Origin of the sequence: Escherichia sp. WS1368 (assembly GCF_046487485.1) — a bacterium.
GTDB classification, from domain to species: Bacteria; Pseudomonadota; Gammaproteobacteria; order Enterobacterales; family Enterobacteriaceae; genus Escherichia; species Escherichia coli.
In genome coordinates, this window is the sequence record NZ_JBJQJI010000006.1 from 109,556 (window position 1) to 124,501 (window position 14,946).

At 52.7% G+C, this 14,946-nt stretch carries 16 protein-coding genes and 1 riboswitch; of the genes, 4 read left to right on the forward strand and 12 right to left on the reverse strand.

The features are described from left to right. The first annotated feature begins 129 nt into the window (after window positions 1-129). Genes ACJHYD_RS13740 through ACJHYD_RS13750 form a run of 3 tightly spaced genes read left to right on the forward strand, consistent with a single transcriptional unit; the run spans window position 130 to window position 3,085 of the window. A complete protein-coding gene (locus tag ACJHYD_RS13740; RefSeq protein ID WP_001113348.1) occupies window positions 130-891 on the forward strand; it encodes an endonuclease/exonuclease/phosphatase family protein in 762 nt (253 codons plus the stop codon). Beyond that, window positions 888-2,129, forward strand: a complete 1,242-nt coding sequence (gene clsB, locus ACJHYD_RS13745) for a cardiolipin synthase ClsB (RefSeq protein WP_000650323.1) — start codon at window positions 888-890, stop codon at window positions 2,127-2,129. The genes ACJHYD_RS13740 and clsB overlap by 4 nt, the downstream gene beginning before the upstream one ends. Continuing rightward, complete coding sequence (locus ACJHYD_RS13750) at window positions 2,129-3,085, forward strand: YbhN family protein (protein ID WP_000045448.1); 957 nt, start codon at window positions 2,129-2,131, stop codon at window positions 3,083-3,085. The genes clsB and ACJHYD_RS13750 overlap by 1 nt, the downstream gene beginning before the upstream one ends. Window positions 3,086-3,120: 35 nt before the next feature. Here the strand turns inward: ACJHYD_RS13750 and ACJHYD_RS13755 are convergent, their stop codons facing one another. The 7 genes from ACJHYD_RS13755 to moaA form a co-directional block, all read right to left on the reverse strand. Next, window positions 3,121-3,510 (reverse strand): hypothetical protein, encoded by a 390-nt coding sequence (locus ACJHYD_RS13755; RefSeq protein WP_000446922.1) that lies wholly within the window; start codon window positions 3,508-3,510, stop codon window positions 3,121-3,123. Window positions 3,511-3,714: 204 nt separating this feature from the next. Next, window positions 3,715-4,419, reverse strand: a complete 705-nt coding sequence (locus ACJHYD_RS13760) for a Bax inhibitor-1/YccA family protein (RefSeq protein ID WP_000373624.1) — start codon at window positions 4,417-4,419, stop codon at window positions 3,715-3,717. A 136-nt stretch (window positions 4,420-4,555) separates the two neighbouring features. Continuing rightward, on the reverse strand, window positions 4,556-5,008 hold the full coding sequence (moaE, locus tag ACJHYD_RS13765) for a molybdopterin synthase catalytic subunit MoaE (RefSeq protein ID WP_000852287.1): 453 nt from the start codon (window positions 5,006-5,008) through the stop codon (window positions 4,556-4,558). 1 nt (window position 5,009) lies between these two features. Beyond that, the gene (moaD, locus tag ACJHYD_RS13770; protein WP_000598614.1) at window positions 5,010-5,255 is read right to left on the reverse strand and encodes a molybdopterin synthase sulfur carrier subunit; all 246 of its coding nucleotides are present in this window, start codon (window positions 5,253-5,255) and stop codon (window positions 5,010-5,012) included. Next, window positions 5,248-5,733 carry a cyclic pyranopterin monophosphate synthase MoaC gene (moaC, locus tag ACJHYD_RS13775; protein ID WP_000080885.1) on the reverse strand — a complete coding sequence of 162 codons (486 nt, stop codon included), beginning with the start codon at window positions 5,731-5,733 and terminating at the stop codon, window positions 5,248-5,250. The genes moaD and moaC overlap by 8 nt, the downstream gene beginning before the upstream one ends. A 2-nt stretch (window positions 5,734-5,735) precedes the next feature. Continuing rightward, on the reverse strand, window positions 5,736-6,248 hold the full coding sequence (gene moaB, locus ACJHYD_RS13780; protein WP_000084639.1) for a molybdenum cofactor biosynthesis protein B: 513 nt from the start codon (window positions 6,246-6,248) through the stop codon (window positions 5,736-5,738). 21 nt (window positions 6,249-6,269) lie between these two features. Then, window positions 6,270-7,259 carry a GTP 3',8-cyclase MoaA gene (moaA, locus tag ACJHYD_RS13785; protein WP_001550865.1) on the reverse strand — a complete coding sequence of 330 codons (990 nt, stop codon included), beginning with the start codon at window positions 7,257-7,259 and terminating at the stop codon, window positions 6,270-6,272. Then, a riboswitch (molybdenum cofactor riboswitch) is annotated at window positions 7,247-7,391 on the reverse strand. Its footprint overlaps the gene before it by 13 nt. Window positions 7,392-7,655: 264 nt before the next feature. On the opposite strand from moaA, the gene yvcK reads away from it, so the two are divergent. Continuing rightward, entirely contained in the window at window positions 7,656-8,564 is a 909-nt protein-coding gene (gene yvcK, locus ACJHYD_RS13790; RefSeq protein WP_001550864.1) for a uridine diphosphate-N-acetylglucosamine-binding protein YvcK, read from the forward strand. 152 nt (window positions 8,565-8,716) lie between these two features. Here the strand turns inward: yvcK and uvrB are convergent, their stop codons facing one another. The 5 genes from uvrB to bioB form a co-directional block, all read right to left on the reverse strand. Further along, complete coding sequence (gene uvrB, locus ACJHYD_RS13795) at window positions 8,717-10,738, reverse strand: excinuclease ABC subunit UvrB (RefSeq protein WP_000042533.1); 2,022 nt, start codon at window positions 10,736-10,738, stop codon at window positions 8,717-8,719. A 578-nt stretch (window positions 10,739-11,316) separates the two neighbouring features. Continuing rightward, window positions 11,317-11,994, reverse strand: coding sequence for a dethiobiotin synthase (gene bioD, locus ACJHYD_RS13800; RefSeq protein WP_001550863.1), 678 nt, complete (start codon window positions 11,992-11,994; stop codon window positions 11,317-11,319). Continuing rightward, entirely contained in the window at window positions 11,987-12,742 is a 756-nt protein-coding gene (bioC, locus tag ACJHYD_RS13805; protein ID WP_001550862.1) for a malonyl-ACP O-methyltransferase BioC, read from the reverse strand. The genes bioD and bioC overlap by 8 nt, the downstream gene beginning before the upstream one ends. Next, complete coding sequence (bioF, locus tag ACJHYD_RS13810; protein ID WP_001550861.1) at window positions 12,729-13,883, reverse strand: 8-amino-7-oxononanoate synthase; 1,155 nt, start codon at window positions 13,881-13,883, stop codon at window positions 12,729-12,731. The genes bioC and bioF overlap by 14 nt, the downstream gene beginning before the upstream one ends. After that, entirely contained in the window at window positions 13,880-14,920 is a 1,041-nt protein-coding gene (gene bioB / locus ACJHYD_RS13815; protein ID WP_000951213.1) for a biotin synthase BioB, read from the reverse strand. Before bioB ends, bioF begins: the two co-directional genes overlap by 4 nt. Window positions 14,921-14,946: the final 26 nt, after the last annotated feature.

Below are 14,946 nucleotides of genomic sequence, written 5' to 3' on the forward strand. Positions count from 1 at the left end.
TTCTCTCCTGAAGAATTTATCTCTACTTACTCAGAGTACCGAACTTTACGGAAAATTCCGTAAGACCGCACCTTTTTGTGACGCCGACTACACTATTTCAATGAGATAAGAGGCAAAGACAGGAAAATTATGCCCGATCAAACACAACAATTTTCGTTCAAGGTGCTCACCATCAATATTCACAAAGGCTTTACCGCGTTTAACCGACGCTTCATTTTGCCGGAACTTCGCGACGCCGTGCGTACCGTCAGCGCCGATATTGTTTGCCTGCAGGAAGTGATGGGCGCGCACGAAGTTCATCCGCTGCATGTGGAAAACTGGCCCGATACCTCGCACTACGAGTTTCTCGCCGACACTATGTGGAGCGATTTTGCCTACGGTCGCAATGCCGTATACCCGGAAGGGCATCACGGTAACGCCGTACTGTCGCGCTATCCCATTGAACATTATGAAAACCGCGATGTTTCGGTCGATGGTGCGGAAAAGCGCGGCGTGCTCTACTGCCGCATTGTGCCGCCGATGACCGGAAAAGCGATTCATGTAATGTGCGTACATTTGGGCCTGCGTGAGGCGCACCGTCAGGCGCAGCTTGCGATGCTCGCCGAATGGGTGAATGAGCTACCGGACGGCGAACCGGTATTGGTGGCGGGTGATTTCAATGACTGGCGGCAAAAAGCTAATCATCCGTTAAAAGTGCAGGCCGGACTGGATGAGATTTTTACCCGCGCCCACGGACGCCCGGCGCGCACGTTTCCGGTGCAATTTCCTCTACTACGACTGGACAGGATCTACGTCAAAAATGCCAGCGCCAGCGCGCCAACCGCGTTGCCGCTGCGGACATGGCGACACCTTTCTGATCATGCCCCTTTAAGTGCGGAGATTCATTTATGAAATGTAGCTGGCGCGAAGGCAATAAGATCCAGTTGCTGGAAAACGGCGAGCAATATTATCCCGCGGTGTTTAAGGCGATTGGCGAGGCACAAGAACGCATCATTCTTGAAACGTTTATCTGGTTTGAGGATGACGTCGGCAAACAACTGCATGCGGCACTACTGGCAGCAGCGCAACGCGGGGTAAAAGCGGAAGTCTTACTTGATGGCTACGGTTCGCCGGATCTCAGCGATGAGTTTGTCAATGAACTGACGGCCGCTGGCGTGGTGTTCCGCTACTACGATCCCCGCCCTCGCCTTTTTGGTATGCGCACCAATGTGTTTCGCCGGATGCATCGCAAAATTGTGGTGATCGACGCGCATATCGCCTTTATTGGCGGGCTGAATTACTCCGCCGAGCATATGTCCAGCTACGGTCCAGAGGCTAAACAGGATTACGCGGTGCGCCTTGAAGGGCCGATTGTCGAAGATATTCTGCAATTTGAACTGGAAAACCTGCCAGGACAGAGCGCGGCACGACGCTGGTGGCGACGTCATCACAAAGCGGAAGAGAACCGCCAGCCGGGAGAAGCGCAGGTATTGCTGGTCTGGCGCGATAACGAAGAACATCGCGATGATATTGAACGTCACTATCTGAAAATGCTCACTCAGGCACGGCGGGAAGTGATTATCGCCAACGCCTACTTCTTCCCCGGCTATCGATTTTTACACGCCTTGCGTAAAGCGGCACGGCGCGGGGTGCGGATCAAACTGATCATTCAGGGCGAACCGGATATGCCGATTGTCAGAGTCGGCGCGCGCTTGCTGTATAACTATCTGGTTAAAGGCGGCGTTCAGGTTTTTGAGTATCGCCGCCGCCCGCTCCACGGCAAAGTGGCGTTGATGGACGATCACTGGGCGACGGTAGGGTCCAGTAATCTCGATCCGCTCAGTTTGTCACTGAATCTCGAAGCAAATGTCATCATCCACGATCGTCATTTTAACCAGACGCTGCGCGATAATCTGAACGGCATTATCGCCGCAGACTGCCAGCAGGTGGATGAAACCATGCTGCCGAAACGCACCTGGTGGAATCTGACCAAAAGCGTGCTGGCCTTCCACTTTTTACGCCACTTCCCGGCGCTGGTCGGCTGGCTTCCGGCACACACACCACGTCTGGCGCAGGTTGACCCGCCCGCTCAGCCGACAATGGAAACGCAGGATCGGGTAGAAACTGAAAACACGGGGGTAAAACCCTGATGAGTAAATCACACCCACGCTGGCGCTTAGCAAAGAAGATCCTCACCTGGCTGTTTTTTATCGCGGTGATAGTGTTGCTGGTGGTCTACGCCAAAAAGGTGGACTGGGAAGAGGTCTGGAAGGTCATCCGCGACTACAATCGCGTTGCGTTGCTCAGTGCGGTCGGGCTGGTGGTCGTCAGTTATCTGATTTACGGCTGCTATGATCTGCTCGCCCGCTTTTACTGCGGTCACAAACTGGCGAAGCGCCAGGTGATGCTGGTGTCGTTTATCTGCTACGCCTTCAACCTGACGCTCAGTACCTGGGTCGGCGGCATTGGTATGCGCTATCGTTTGTACTCCCGGCTAGGGTTACCGGGCAGCACTATTACGCGGATTTTCTCGCTCAGTATTACCACCAACTGGCTGGGCTATATTTTACTGGCAGGGATTATCTTTACCGCAGGCGTGGTGGAGTTGCCGGATCACTGGTATGTCGATCAAACCACGCTGCGTATTCTCGGCATTGGCTTATTGATGATTATCGCGGTTTATTTGTGGTTTTGCGCTTTCGCGAAGCACCGCCATATGACCATCAAAGGACAAAAGCTGGTGCTGCCTTCATGGAAATTTGCCCTCGCCCAGATGCTGATTTCCAGCGTTAACTGGATGGTAATGGGGGCGATTATCTGGCTGTTACTTGGTCAAAGCGTGAACTATTTCTTTGTACTGGGCGTGTTACTGGTTAGTAGTATTGCTGGCGTCATCGTGCATATTCCGGCGGGGATTGGTGTGCTGGAAGCGGTATTTATCGCGCTACTGGCTGGGGAGCATACCTCGAAAGGGAGCATTATCGCCGCCCTGCTCGCTTATCGCGTCCTGTATTACTTTATCCCGCTGCTGCTGGCGCTGATCTGTTACCTGCTACTGGAAAGCCAGGCGAAGAAGCTACGAGCGAAAAATGAAGCGGCGATGTGAAGTTTAGTTAAGTTCTTTAGTATGTGCATTTACGACTAATGAAAAAAACGCGTATGCCTTTGCCAGACAAGCGTTATAGCTATCGCGGCAAGTATCCCAAAGAAGCCGATAAAATAGTAATAGAGTGTTAATGCACCTGTAAAAGCGCAACGAACCGGACTCCACAACTCTTCGCTATGGCATTTTCCTGCCAGTTCAAGGAGCTTATTTCGTCCATGCGAGATAATGCCTGACCATAACACTATCATTAAGCAACTTATTACCCAAACGGGTCGTTCACTCATTAATGCGGCATCCATGATGATCACCAGGGCCAGCTCTGCGGTTGCCACCATACCCAAAGCGGTAATGAGCCATATACCGTTTAATATCCTGGCCTCGTGCTGAAAATCTAATTTATTGCTGTTTTGCGAGTATGATTCCATTCTTTTAGTTGTCCTTAGAAAAAACATTAATATTCACCATCAATAAATTTAAAACCACGCATACAAAATATTTTTGTATTTATGGATACGGAAAACACTTCCGCTCGGCCATAAGGCATATTTTATACCTGGTACTTGTTAAGTGTCGTTTTTAGTAAGAAAAAAATCCCGACACATGGCCGGGATATTGATGGTGAAAAAGAATTAACGGCGGTTGCCGAAGATCCGCAACAACATCAGGAACAAGTTGATGAAGTCCAGATACAAGGTTAACGCGCCAAGAATGGAATATTTGCGCAGGTTCGACGTGTCGCGGGTATCAATCTGCTCACCCATATTTTTCAATTTCTGAGTGTCATACGCCGTCAATCCGACAAAGACAATCACGCCGATGTAGGTAACTGCCCACATCAATGCTTCGCTTTTCAGCCAGAAGTTGACCAGCGATGCCAGCACAATGCCGATTAACGCCATAAACAGCATATTGCCAAAGCCGCTTAGATCGCGCTTCGTGGTGTAACCGTACAGGCTCATTGCGCCAAACATCCCGGCAGTAACGACGAAAGTACTGGCGATAGAAGCAGCGGTATAGACAATGAAAATACTGGAAAGCGTAAGACCCGTCAGCGCCGAATAAAGCATAAAGAGCATCGTCGTTACACCTGCGCTCAGCTTTTGAATCATCGCTGATAACACAATAACCAATGCTAATTGCGCGATGATCAGACCGATTAAAAAGACACGGTTAGTGAACAACAGCTCCATCACGGCCGCGGAATTAGCCGCATACCAGGCAACAAATGCGGTCAGCAACAAGCCAACGGTCATCCAGCCATAGACTTGCGCCATATAAGTTTGCAAGCCAGCCCGGGGTTGTACAATTGAATCAGAACGTGGGAATCTGTCCATGACGATCTCCTGAAGATATAAGGAATATCTTAAGGATACTGCAAAATGATGAGGCTGTGCATCGACGCAGCGTAAACGCATGTACTGAGCGGTGAAATTGCCGGACGCAGCGGTGCCTTATCCGGCTAACAAAAAACTACCAGCGTTTTGCCGCCTGCTGATCGCTCTCCCGAGCTTCGACCCAGCGGTCGCCTTCCGGCGTGGCTTCGCGCTTCCAGAACGGTGCGCGGGTTTTGAGATAATCCATAATAAACTGCCCGGCTTCAAACGCACTGCTGCGATGCGCACTGGTGACACCGACAAAAACGATTTCATCGCCCGGCCATAATTCCCCGATGCGGTGAATCACCGTGACGCGCCCCAGCGGCCAGCGGTTACGCGCTTCATCGACAATTTCTGCCAGTGCTTTTTCAGTCATCCCCGGATAGTGTTCGAGGGTTAATGCTTTGACGCTGTCGCCAAGGTTATGGTTGCGCACCTTACCGGTAAAGGTGACTACCGCACCGTCTTCATCACGCTCCGCCAGCCACGGATACTCTTCTCCTACGCTGAATGGCTGCGGGCCGACAACAATTTTGGTTTCTGCCATCTTAACCTCCGGTTACCGGCGGGAAGAAAGCCACTTCGTCGCCGTCAGTCAGCGGATGGTCAAGACTCACCAGCGTCTGGTTGACGGCAGCCAGCAATTTGCCATCTTCCAGCGCCAGCGCCCAGCGATCGCTCTGCGCAGCCAGATGTTGGCGTAACGCTTCAACGGTTGGGAAATCCGCAGCCACTTCGGTTGCATCTGTTCCCACCAACTCGCGCACCTGGGCGAAAAAAAGAACTTTAATCATCCGCTTCCACCTTAAAGTCACCCGACTTGCCGCCGCTCTTCGCCAGCAAACGTACCGGACCAATTACCATATCTTTTTGCACCGCTTTGCACATGTCATAAATGGTCAGCGCCGCCACGGAGGCCGCGGTTAACGCTTCCATTTCGACACCGGTTTTCCCGGTCAGGCGGCATAAGGTTTCTATACGTACCCGATTGTGCTCCGGCTCGGCCTGTAAATTGACTTCAACTTTGCTGAGCATCAGCGGGTGACACAGCGGGATCAGATCCCAGGTGCGTTTTGCCGCCTGAATACCGGCGATACGCGCAGTGGCAAATACGTCGCCTTTGTGGTGGCGACCATCAATAATCATCGCCAGCGTCTCGCTGCGCATGGTGACAAAGGCTTCCGCCCGCGCTTCACGCACGGTTTCCGCTTTGGCGGAGACATCCACCATGTGTGCTTCGCCAGCGGCGTTGATATGGGTCAGTTGCGACATACTTATTTCTTCAAATGTGGATGGAAATTGCATGGACGTGTACGGGCATCGAGCTGCGGCGCGATGATATTTTCCCACGCGGTGCGGCACGCTTTGGTCGAACCCGGCATGGCGAAAATCAGCGTTTTGTTAGCGACGCCCGCTACCGCACGAGATTGCAACGTTGAGGTGCCAATCTCTTCAAACGACAACATCCGGAACACTTCACCAAAACCTTCAACTTCACGGTCGAACAACGGCAGCAGCGCTTCGGGAGCCTGATCACCTTCCGTCAGGCCAGTACCACCCGTAATCAATACCACTTGTACATCGTCGCTGGCGATCCACGCAGATACCTGAGCGCGAATAGCGTAGCGGTTTTCTTTCACAATGGCTTTATCGACAACGTGATGGCCCGCTTCCTGCGCCGAATCGCGCAGATAGTGACCGGAGGTATCGTCTTCTTCACCACGACGATTAGAAACCGTAAGAATAGCAATACGGGTCGGGATAAATTCAGTGCTTACCTGACTCATCTGATCTCTCCTTTTGACGTTTTAGCCGCCAATGTACGATAAGTTTTGCGTAATACCGGTGTTGTTTTGATGCAGGAAATGGGTCTGTTTCTTCTCCCGCAGCGCCGCTGAAATACGCGCTTCCAGCGCCTGTTGCTGGGTATCGTCTTCCAGCAGATCGCGCAGGTTAACGCCGCCTTCACCAAACAGGCAGAGATGGAGTTTACCAATGGAGGAAACGCGCAGGCGGTTGCAAGTGGCGCAGAAGTCTTTTTCATACGGCATGATAAGGCCAATCTCTCCGGCGTAATCCGGATGACAAAAGACTTGCGCGGGACCGTCGCTGCGTTGACGTAATTGGTGGATCCAGCCGCGACGCAGTAGCTCGTCACGCAGAACCTGACCAGAGATGTGATGCTTACGGAAGAGCTCGCTGCCCTCACCCGTTTCCATCAATTCGATGAAACGCAGCTGGATAGGGCGATGCTGGATCCAGTTCAGAAAGGTGTCGAGCTGATGATGATTAACATCACGCATCAGCACGGTATTGACTTTGACCTTTTCAAAACCGGCCTCAAATGCGGCATCGATCCCTGCCATGACCTGGTTGAATTTATCCTGCCCGGTAATGGCATGAAACTGGTGAGCGTCAAGGCTATCAACGCTGACGTTGATGCCAGTAAGTCCAGCATCGCGCCAGTTCGCCACATCGCGTTCCAGACGGTAACCATTGGTGGTGACCGCAATCTGGCGGATAGCGTCGTTTTCCCGCACAGCGGCGATGATATCGGTAAAGTCGCGGCGTAAAGACGGCTCACCACCTGTCAGACGGACTTTTTCGGTGCCAAGACTGGCGAAGGCGCGCGTAACCCGGCGAATTTCATCGACGGTAAGAAAGCCTTTATTGGTGACGCCGCTCGGTTTGTAGCCATCCGGCAGGCAGTAGGTGCAACGAAAGTTACACACATCGGTAATCGACAGGCGCAAGTAGTAAAACTTACGCGCAAATGCATCAGTCAGTTGTGAAGCCATGTACACCTTTCCAGATACGGGAGGCGAAGTCATTTCTTCCTTCGCCCTGGTGGCAATCTTTACGAGCATTGTCACGGCCAAAGCACCGTATCAGTTGACCCAGGTGCAGAGGCTAGAGTGTTTAGTGGTTAAGCCGATACTAGCGTGTAAATGAGATTTTTACCATCCACACTTTCGCTATGTAATCATGTATATAGCGTCATGATCGTGCTATTTCGCTACAGAATAAGGGAAAATGGCGGTTTTACTTTGATATACATCATCAGGAAGGCATAGCGTACATCGTCCTTTAGAGGTAGAAGAAAATAGTTTGTATCCTCAATATTGGCAGGTTAATTGCTGTTTCCCCGCAATTTGCGCTACTGTAGCGCGGATAATCTGACTCCAGGAAACTATATGCGCAATCGTACGCTGGCTGACCTTGATCGTGTCGTTGCTCTCGGCGGAGGGCATGGACTGGGACGCGTTCTCTCATCACTTTCGTCTTTGGGTTCTCGTTTAACGGGTATCGTCACCACCACGGATAATGGTGGCTCGACGGGGCGTATTCGCCGCTCAGAAGGCGGTATTGCCTGGGGCGATATGCGTAACTGCCTCAACCAGCTGATAACTGAACCCAGCGTCGCTTCCGCAATGTTTGAATATCGTTTCGGCGGTAATGGCGAACTTTCCGGACACAACCTTGGAAACCTGATGCTGAAGGCACTGGATCACCTTAGCGTGCGACCTCTTGAAGCGATCAATCTGATTCGCAATCTGCTGAAAGTGGACGCACATTTGATTCCGATGTCGGAGCATCCTGTTGATCTGATGGCGATTGACGATCAGGGGCATGAAGTTTACGGCGAGGTCAATATCGACCAGTTAACTGCGCCGATTCAAGAGTTATTGTTAACGCCGAATGTACCCGCAACCCGTGAGGCGGTTCACGCTATCAGTGAAGCGGATCTCATCATTATTGGGCCTGGCAGTTTTTACACCAGCCTGATGCCAATTCTGCTGCTGAATGAAATCGCACAAGCATTACGCCGCACGCCAGCGCCGATGGTCTATATCGGCAATCTGGGGCGTGAGTTAAGTTTACCTGCGGCTAATCTGAAGCTGGAAAGCAAGCTGGCAATTATGGAGCAGTATGTTGGTAAAAAGGTCATTGATGCGGTCATCGTCGGGCCCAAAGTGGATGTCTCGGCGGTGAAAGAGCGGATTGTGATTCAGGAGGTGCTGGAGGCCAGCGATATTCCGTATCGTCATGACCGCCAGTTGCTGCATAGCGCGCTGGAAAAGGCATTACAGGCACTGGGTTAATGTGGCCGAGATTGCTGACCAGGCTTCTGGTGCAATGCGACCTGTTCCCCTCACCCTAACCCTCTCTCCGGAGGGGCGAGGGGACCGTTCGAGCACTTTTTTGACTTGATCGTTAATCTGAGTCGGAAGTACATTCCGGCTTTTTCATCTTGTCACGACGCGGCAATAAACAGCTCACGCAGCTGATGCAACTGGTCACGAATTTGCGCCGCTTCTTCGAACTCCAGATTCTGCGCGTGTTGCATCATCAACCCTTCCAGTTCATGGATCTTCTGCTGCAACGCTTTAGGCGACATATCCATCGGCACATTATCCGGCTCAACAATCGGGCGCGATTTTCCTCTGCCCTTCGCTTTGGTTTTGGCAATGTTCTGCCCCAGCGCCAGGATATCGACCACTTTCTTGTTCAAGCCTTGCGGCGTAATGCCGTGTTCCTCGTTGTACTTCTGCTGTTTCTCGCGGCGACGTTCGGTTTCGCCAATCGCTTTCGCCATTGATGGGGTGATCTTATCGCCGTAGAGAATCGCTTTACCGTTAACGTTACGTGCCGCACGACCAATGGTCTGGATCAACGAACGTTCGGAACGCAGGAAGCCTTCTTTGTCAGCGTCGAGGATCGCCACCAGCGACACTTCCGGCATATCCAGACCTTCGCGCAGTAAGTTGATCCCTACCAATACGTCGAACTCACCCAGACGCAAGTCGCGGATAATCTCCATACGTTCGACGGTGTCGATATCTGAGTGAAGATAACGCACGCGCTCACCGTGTTCTTCGAGATATTCAGTGAGATCTTCCGCCATCCGCTTGGTCAGAGTTGTAACCAGTACGCGTTCGTTAATTGCCGCTCGCTGACGAATCTCCGAAAGAAGATCATCCACCTGTGTTGCTACCGGCCGCACTTCGATAATCGGGTCGAGTAAGCCTGTTGGACGCACCACCTGATCCACCACATCACCACCGGATTTTTCCAGCTCGTAATTACCCGGCGTCGCCGAAACATAGATGGTTTGCGGCGCTAATGCTTCGAACTCTTCAAATTTCAGCGGACGGTTATCCAGCGCTGATGGCAGGCGGAAGCCGTACTCCACCAGAGTCTCTTTACGCGCCCGGTCACCGCGATACATGCCACCAATTTGTGGAATGGTGACGTGAGATTCGTCGACGACCAGCAGCCCATCGGCAGGCAGGTAATCAAACAGCGTCGGCGGTGGCTCACCCGGTCCACGACCGGAGAGGAAGCGCGAGTAGTTTTCAATCCCCGAACAGTAGCCCAGCTCGTTCATCATCTCCAGATCAAACTGGGTACGCTGGGTCAGCCGCTGCTCTTCCAGCAGTTTGTTGTTTTCCAACAGCACTTTGCGTCTGGCGGCCAGTTCTTCTTTGATCTCCTCCATCGCCTGTACGATGCGCTCACGTGGCGTGACGTAGTGCGTTTTCGGGTAGATGGTAAAACGTGGAATAGTGGAAACAATCTGCCCGGTTAGCGGGTCAAATAACGACAATCGTTCCACTTCCTCGTCAAACAGTTCCACGCGAAGTGCAATGTCATCCGATTCTGCCGGGAAGATATCTATCACCTCACCACGAACGCGGAAAGTACCGCGCTGGAATGCCTGATCATTACGAGCGTATTGCAGCTCCGCCAGTCGGCGCAGGATCGCGCGCTGATCGATAATCATGCCGACCGTGAGATGGAGCATCATCTTGAGATATAAATCAGGATCGCCCAGACCATAAATCGCGGAAACAGACGCCACCACAACCACATCACGCCGCTCCAGCATCGCTTTGGTAGCGGACAAACGCATCTGCTCAATATGTTCGTTTACCGAGGCATCTTTCTCAATGAAGGTGTCGGAACTCGGTACATAGGCTTCCGGCTGATAGTAGTCGTAGTAGGAGACGAAATATTCCACCGCGTTTTCCGGGAAGAACTCTTTCATTTCGCCGTACAGTTGGGCCGCCAGCGTTTTGTTGGGCGCCAGTACCATGGTTGGGCGCTGAAGGTCAGCAATGACATTGGCGATGGTGAAGGTTTTCCCGGAGCCAGTTACACCGAGTAACGTCTGGTGCGCCAGGCCATCTTCCAGCCCCTCTTCGAGACGTCGAATCGCCTCTGGCTGATCGCCAGAAGGTTTAAAAGCGGAATTCAGTTTGAACGGTTTACTCATGAGTCGCTACCTGAAGGAGTTGGGCGGGCAGGTATGTAATTTTACTCGTCGTACTTAATTATGCCAACAAATTATACTGGATAAAAAAACAGTTTCTCACCATAATATTTCTGTTACAGCGTAAACTCCGCTGTCAATCATGAGCAAAATTTACTCTGTGGCGAGATAAAACTCCGGCCTTACCGGGTTATCCCCAAAGCAACGGCTTTTTTAACATTTGTCAAGATGAGTGATGACAGTTTTATGGCAAGAGATGCCTCTTCAGTGACTGCCATTGCAATTATCTAACCAGTTAAAAAATAAAAGATATTTCTTTGAGCCGTCTTTAACGCCAATTCGCGTGCAAGCCGCGTATTCTCTCGCTTGCCTCGTGTTTTCTAACTCTAATACACATGGTTATCCACAGGAATAGTGGATAACTGTCTGCAGCCCCTATCCCCCGCCGCCTGGGCAATTCCCACATTCACCGCATGATGCGGAGGTAAAATTTTTTTCGTGATTTTTTTAGAATTTAATTGGTTAAATTGCAGTCAATCGAAGACGCGATCTCGCTCGCAATTTAACCAAGTACAGGATGACTACATTAAGGCAAGATTGATGTACTTTCCGGTTGCCGCATTTTCTGGATTTTCTGCAAGCCAGGGAATTTCGCCCAGCAGCGGCGCGGGAATCATGCGGGTGAGCGTGGTCATATATTCAGCGTGACGTTTTCCCGGAGGCGTGACATCGTTCGCCACCCAACCCGCCAGAGTCAGTCCGGCGTGTTGTATTGCCTGTGCCGTCAACATCGCGTGATTAATACAGCCGAGTTTCACACCAACTACCAGTATCACCGGCAGTTGTTCCTGTGTTACCCAATCCGCAAAAGTGAAAGTGTCAGAAAGCGGCGTAAACCAGCCGCCAGCACCTTCCACTAACACCCAGTCAGCCTGTTGTTCAAGCGCGCGTAATCCGGCGCTCATTACCAATGATTCTATCGGCCTGCCCTCTTGTGCGCTGATGATGTGCGGCGAAGTGGGTTCTGCGAAGGTGTAAGGATTTACCGTTGCGTAATCCAGCTGCAGGCTGCTGTTGCGCTGTAACGCCAGCGCGTCGCTATTACGTAAGCCTTCCGGGGTCTTTTCGCTGCCAGAGGCGACCGGTTTATAACCTGCCGTCCGGTAGCCTACTGCCTTTGCGGCTTGTAAAAGTGCACAACTGGCGACGGTTTTCCCCACTTCGGTATCCGTTCCGGTGACAAAATAACGTTTACTCACGAGCAATCACTCCCAAAAAAAGATGATACGTCAGAGGATATCGCCCCTGTTTTTGTGGCCAGGCCAGTTGCAATCGCTGCAACTGCGAACGCGTTAATATCCGCGGGTCGCGCCCTTCATGAAGATGCGTGGCACCGATGCCTTTCAGCGAACGCATGGCACTGAGCGCATCATCAAACCACAGCGTGATGGGCTGAATATGATGTTGATAATGCACGCCGTTCAGTGACTGTTCGATTTCATCTGGCGGTAAAAAGCGATTAGCATGCGGACGCTCGTCCACCGCCTGCCACGCCTGATGCAGTTCGGGTAACGATCCCTGCACCAGCGTGGTAAACGCGACCACGCCTCCGGGGCGCACCACCCGATACAGCTCGCGGAGTGCCGTGGATAAATTACCGCACCACTGCACCGCGAGATTGCTCCATGCAAGATCGAAGGTTGCAGTCGCTAACGGCAGGGATTCGATATCTCCCGCCAGATAATGGTCTGCGGCATCCTTCTGGCGTGCCTGAACAAGCATTGGCGGCGAGAGATCTAACGCCGTCACCTGCGCGTGACGTTCCCGCCAATGACGGCTCATCCAGCCAGGTCCACAACCCGCATCCAGTACGTGGGTGTATTTACGCTGTGGGAGCATTGCCAGTAAGACGTCAGCACTCTGGCGCTGTAGATCCGCATGTTGCTCATAGTGCGCGGCTGCCCGACCAAATGCCGCTGCAATGGCTTGTTTATTAACCGTTGTCATGCAGCACCTCCAGCAGACTATCGATATCCTGCATTTCATGCGCTGCGGTTAGCGTTAAGCGCAGTCGCGCAGTACCAGCGGGTACGGTTGGCGGGCGAATCGCCGTGACCCAGCAACCTTGCTGGCGCAGTTTTTCTGCCAGTTGTAACGCACGGCTGTTATCACCGACGATCAATGGCTGGATGGCGCTCCATGAATCAGCAAGCGTAAACGGCAAATCCTGCACTCCGGCACGAAAACGCGTAATGAGTGCCGCCAGTTTTTCGCGCCGTGCATCACCCTCATCACTGCGAATGACCGCCAGCGACGCACGTAATGCCTGCGCCTGAGCGGGCGGCATACTGGTGCTGTAGATAAGATGGCGGGCGAATTGCAGCAGATAATCCGCCACCGTATTGGAGCAAAGCACCGCTGCCCCGCTGACGCCAAATCCTTTGCCAAAAGTCACCACCAGCAATTCTGGTTTTACCTTTTGCAGCCAGCAGCTGCCACGCCCCTGCTCCCCGATAACGCCCGTGCCGTGGGCGTCATCGACCATCAACCAGCCATCGTGCTGTTGCGTTACCTGCTGGATTTCCTCCAGTGGCGCACTATCGCCGTCCATGCTGAACACGCCTTCTGTCACTACCAGTTGCTGCCCCGGACAGGGGGAAGCAAGCAGTCGCGCCAGATGAGTGACATCGTTATGAGCAAAACGGCGAAGCGGCGACGGGCTTAAACTTGCAGCCTCCAGCAATGAGGCATGGCTAAGCCGGTCGGCAACAATACGGTCCTCTTTCGCCATCATCGCGGTAATAACTGCCTGGTTAGCGGCAAAACCAGAGATAAACAGCAGTGCCCGCGAATAGCCCAGCCACTCGGCCAGTTCTTCTTCCAGCGCCTGATGCGCCACGCTATAACCGCTGACGTGACCGGAGCCGCCGCTACCGACGCCAAATTGCTCCGCACTCAGCTTCCAGGCACGGATAATTTGCGGATGATGGCTTAAACCTAAATAATCGTTACTGGAAAAGTTCAGATACTGGCGATCGTCCGCCACCAGCCAGCGTCCGGCTCCTTGCGCCACTGGATAACGGCGACGCAGGGCATCGGCAGCACGCCGCGCATCGAGCGCCGCGTTGATTTTCTCCTGCCAGCTCATAGTGCTGCCGCGTTGTAATATTCGTCAGTGTCCGGGGTCATCAGCGCCTGCTCCAGACGCTGCTGTTGTTCGTTATCGCCCGCCAGCACGGCAGTTTGCTGCGGATTTAGCCCCAGTTTGCGGAACAGTTGCAGGTCTTTATCTTCTTCCGGATTCGGCGTGGTCAGCAGTTTGCAACCGTAGAAAATCGAGTTTGCGCCAGCCATAAAGCACATCGCCTGAGTCTGTTCGTTCATCTGCTCGCGTCCGGCAGAAAGGCGTACGTAAGAGGTCGGCATCATGATCCGCGCAACTGCAATGGTGCGAATAAAATCAAAGGCATCGACATCATCGTTATCAGCAAGCGGCGTGCCTTTCACCTTCACCAGCATGTTGATTGGTACGCTTTCCGGCGGCGTTGGCAGGTTTGCCAGTTGCAGCAATAATCCGGCGCGATCTTTTACTGTTTCGCCTAAGCCCACAATGCCGCCCGAGCAGACTTTGATCCCGGCGTCGCGCACTTTTTCCAGCGTATCGAGGCGTTCCTGATAGGTACGCGTGGTGATGATATTGCCGTAAAACTCCGGCGAGGTGTCGAGGTTGTGGTTGTAGTAATCCAGCCCGGCGTTCGCAAGGCGCTGCGCCTGAGATTCACTCAACGTACCCAGCGTCATACACGCCTCCAGCCCCATCGCTTTTACTCCCTGCACCATTTGTTCCAGGTAGGGCATATCGCGTTCGTGGGGATTCTTCCACGCCGCGCCCATGCAGAAGCGCGTCGATCCTGCCGCTTTCGCTTTGCGCGCCGACTCCAGCACCTGTTCAACTTCCATCAACCGCTCGGCTTCCAGCCCGGTTTTGTAGCGCGAGCTTTGCGGGCAGTATTTGCAATCTTCCGGACAAGCTCCGGTCTTAATCGACAGCAAAGTGCTGACCTGCACCTGACGTGGATCGAAATGCTGACGATGCACCTGCTGCGCTTCAAACAGCAGATCCAGCAACGGTTTTTCAAATAATTCTGTGACTTGCGACAATGTCCAGCGTGGGCGGTGAGCCATAGGGCTTCTCCAAAACGTGTTTTTTG